We start from the raw sequence: 3893 nt of genomic DNA on the forward strand, positions 1-3893 counted from the left end.
TTCATGCCAGCCTTCTCCGCTTGGCCGGCTGCGCTCGCCAGACCAGCTCCGCCGGCCAAGCTACCCGTGGCGGAGCGGCCCACCGTGCACTAACTTTACCCTTGGACCACCTCGTGGGGGCCGATCAGAGCGACACCTGGAGCACGCCATCGCCATTCCCGCGACGCCACTTCTGCAAGGCATCGCTTTGGTAGTGGTTGCCGAGAACCTGGATCCCGCGAGCATCCGGTTTGCGCTTGAGGCGGATGCCGAAGATCACGCGAACCGCGTTCGGGTTCGGCGGCGGCGGCATCCCGACGGTCGAGACGAGGCGCTTCCAGGCGTCCATGGGGGTCTCGCCGTTGAGACCCTCGTGGGGAGTGTGGTGGTAGATGTCGACGATGAAGCGGACGAGCGAGAGAGGCATCTCGTCGTCGTCCAGGGAGGCGCGCGCCTCCGCATCGTAGTCGCCCTTCTCCACGACGTTATGGAAGGTGCGACCCGTGAAGTTAGTGACGAACCCAGTATGCAGCGTTCCGAACAGACGTTCCATCGTGCCGCGGAACTGAGGATTTTTCGCGGGTCCGATCAGGTGCTTCGCGCGAAGTCCGGCAAGCGCCAACCGGAACTCGTCAGAAATGAATGCACTGCCTGAATCCGTGGCGATGGTCTCGATCCCGGTGTGCATCGGCCACGGTGCGCCACACGATGATGCAGCCGCGAGGAAGCTCTTGTCGATGACCGCGAGATGGGCCGCGTTTAGAGCCGCAGCCGCGTTGGGCGTGCGGGTGACCGAAAGGCCAAGCACGCAGCGGCTCGCATGGTCGATCACCGGGACAACCCACAGCGTCCCGCTCTTCTTCAGGAGCTCCTGTCGATACGGGCTCAGCATCGTCCAGACTCCCGTCTGCTTGAGCAGCGTCATGAGGGGCAGGCGGCCCTCGTCGATGTAGGCCAAGGCCCCCGGATGGGGCGCCTCGACCCCCGGTCCGACGATCGCGTATTCCCGCCGCGCGGCCTCGATCCCCTTTCGGGCCGCGAGCACGTCGAAGCGATCAAGCTTGTTGATCGCCTTGCGGAAAGTCTTCTCGCTGCAGGGGACAAGAGGCCTCTTCCTCTCGTTGGCCCGCTCGACGTTCAGCTTGTCGATACCGGCGACAAAATCGGAGTAGACCTTCGCCTTCGAAGGGCGGCGCTCGTCTGCATAGGCCGCGACGTACATCGGCATGATCGCGAGAACCTCCGGATCGACCGGAGACTCTCGGCGCCCGCAGTTGTTGTAGTGATCGACCAAAGCGAGGGGATTGCGGTGGACCGCTATGTAGAGCTTCGTCTTCCGGCGAAGTTTATATTCGCTTGGCGGACGCCGGAACACGATCTCCTCGCCTCCGCTCGGGCGGCTTTCCTTCGGACCGTGCGCGGAAGGTGCCGAGTTGGGTTTGCGGGGTTCGGAGCGCCGGGCGCCCACGTACTGCCCGGTCCGCTTCGGGATCAGGATTTCGAGTGCGGCCCGGTAGCCTTTGAGCGTCTTCGGATAGGTCTCCCGATCGCTGCCGTTTAACGCTAGGAATTCATCGCAGTACCACTGGTTCTCAAGCACCTTGAGCTGCGTCTCGCGCGGCAAATCGGCGAACGAACCGAAGGCGCTGGTCAGGCGTGCGCCCGCTGCAGTATCGCAGAAGTAGCCGCGCGTGATCTCGAGACAACCCTCGACCTGGTACTGCCAAATGGTGTCATGAGAGAACTCTTCCCGCAGATCGGGATTGTATCGCCGCTCAAGAACATAACCGCCTAAATAACTATTGTGGAAGCAATAATCTATATTTCTTATCGAGATAAGATCCTGACGTTGAATCAGAACGATGGGTGTCGGGAAGTTGGGCATCGGAGATGCTCCTTACTTGCTGCGGCTGGGGTAAATTTTGAGAGCGGGTGTGATCCGGGCCGGGGTCGTCGGCACGAGAATGCCGGCCGCGATGCACCTCACGACGGAACGGAAGGCCAAGCCCGTGCCTGCGCGGCCGACGATCCAGGCGATGGAGACCGCGCCCATAAGGCCGTCCACGATTTCGGCGACGATCCCGTCGACATCCGAGGGCGGGTCGCGTCGACAGGCCTGCTTCAGCCTAGCGTTGAAGACGTCCGTGTTATCGGCGTCCGCCTCGGTCACGATGGCGACCTCGTTCGCTACCGGACGCGAGAGCTGCGCCGCAATCAGGCGCATGCGGCTCTCGAACCTGCCGTCGAGCAGCTTTTCAATCGGCCGATATGCCAGAAAATCTACGTGATCGCCGACGTAGCGAACTCTGAAATCAAAGGTGTGCTTTGCATCCGTGCCATTCTCATCAATATAGCGGATGGCGAAAGGCTGCTCTATGATCTCGATGACATCCTGACGAACGGATAGGACGTCGCAAATCTTAGATTCTCCTTCAGACTCGAAGTACCGGATACGATCGTCCAGTCCGACCGTATGGCCGCGAAACGACGCAGTGGACTTCAAGGGCGGCTTTCGGCTTGCCAGCGATGGAAGGGGGTACCGGAAGACGTGTTCCGAGATGCGGTTGACAGGTTCGATTGCCAAAGTCGGTCTCCATGACCAGGCGCGCGTTAACCAGCGCGACCGAAAGCCTCGACGCGAGCCCGCAGGGCCCGCATTGCGAATTGCGAGGGGACACCGAAGGTGAGATACCGACATTGTCCGCAGCGCGGACAAGACTCGGCGGTCGCCCAGGCGGGAAGCCTGTCCGTGACCCTCGGTTGCCCCGGTGGCGGGATCTCTCGGCACAGTTGTCAGCTGTCGGGCCGAAGATCCTCTGGGTACTCTTGAAGGTGCGCGGCCTGTCCGGGCAGTGCACCTTCAACAGAATCTTTCAACGCACTGGACGTTACGCAGCAACGCTGCGAATTCGTCCGACGTGATCGACCCAGCCCCAAAGATGGGGCGTCGGATGCTATGATTGGGATGCCATCAGGCTACGTGGTCCTGGCCGACGATGCGGCTTTTGCCTCGCCTGAGCTCGGAGGATGCTCAGGTGTGCTGGGACCTCAGGGTCGGCCGCGGCGCATGGTTTAAGCGCCTCCGAAAGCAATCGGCCGTCCGCAACCTGTGCCAGGCGCGGCGTGCGTTGGCAAATGGAGTCTGGCGACTCCTTCCAGTTTGGTTAACGTCGCGTGAGGCCCGTATACGCTGGGCCTAGCTGGTCAACGGATGGTCGCGCGCTATCTCGGCGCTTCGATCGCACGATGCGAACGTCCGGATGCAGGCCGTCGCGTAGATCGATCGCGAGATCCCCCCTGCAGACGAGGGATAGGATGGCCTCGAACGGATCGTATCCTTGATCTTGGATGCTAGGCACGAGATCGGAGATGCTGTGTTGCCGACCGTCGTTAACGGCAAGAAGGACCCGCAGCCGGTCGCCGATCTGTACCAGCAATTTACGGGTCGCCCATACCGCGCGGGCATCGGATGCCCGGGGTTCGGTCAGCACGAAGGAACGTAGCAGCAGCACCCCGCCGGGTGGGGCCGGACGAACCGGCATGACGTCGGCATCGCGAAGCGCGGTGACATGAATGGCTGTCCCGTCGGCGATTAGACGAAGGTTGAGCGAATCGTCGCCCTCGATCGTAGGATGTTCATAGTGGATTTCGTCGATCGACGGATCTAATGTCATCTGTATCAAAAGATCTCGGTGCCATCGTGATGCATATGGTCAGCCCCCATTGAAGTGGTCCGCCCTTTGGTATGGCTTTTGAGCCTGGAGGACGGACGAGATGGCAAAACACTCGAAGCCCGAGGAGATCGTCGCGAAGCTCCGTCAGGCGGACGTGCTGATCTCACAGGGCCAGAGCGTGGCCGATGCAATCCGCGCGCTCGGTGTGAGTTCGGTGACGTACTACCGGTGGCGGCGTGA

At 61.6% G+C, this 3893-nt stretch carries 3 protein-coding genes and 1 pseudogene; 1 reads left to right on the top strand and 3 read right to left on the bottom strand.

The features are described from left to right. Positions 1-124: 124 nt before the first annotated feature. The 3 genes from FV229_RS25800 to FV229_RS25810 form a co-directional block, all read right to left on the bottom strand. Entirely contained in the window at positions 125-1864 is a 1740-nt protein-coding gene (locus FV229_RS25800; RefSeq protein ID WP_147754656.1) for a DDE-type integrase/transposase/recombinase, read from the bottom strand. A gap of 12 nt (positions 1865-1876) precedes the next feature. After that, positions 1877-2482 (bottom strand): hypothetical protein, encoded by a 606-nt coding sequence (locus tag FV229_RS25805; protein ID WP_147754657.1) that lies wholly within the window; start codon positions 2480-2482, stop codon positions 1877-1879. 661 nt (positions 2483-3143) lie between these two features. Further along, entirely contained in the window at positions 3144-3653 is a 510-nt protein-coding gene (locus FV229_RS25810; protein WP_147754658.1) for a hypothetical protein, read from the bottom strand. 100 nt (positions 3654-3753) lie between these two features. Between FV229_RS25810 and FV229_RS25815 the strand changes: the two are divergent. After that, positions 3754-3893: pseudogene (locus FV229_RS25815) on the top strand (IS3 family transposase); the annotation flags it as partial.

Origin of the sequence: Methylobacterium sp. WL120 (assembly GCF_008039465.1) — a bacterium.
GTDB classification, from domain to species: Bacteria; Pseudomonadota; Alphaproteobacteria; order Rhizobiales; family Beijerinckiaceae; genus Methylobacterium; species Methylobacterium cerastii.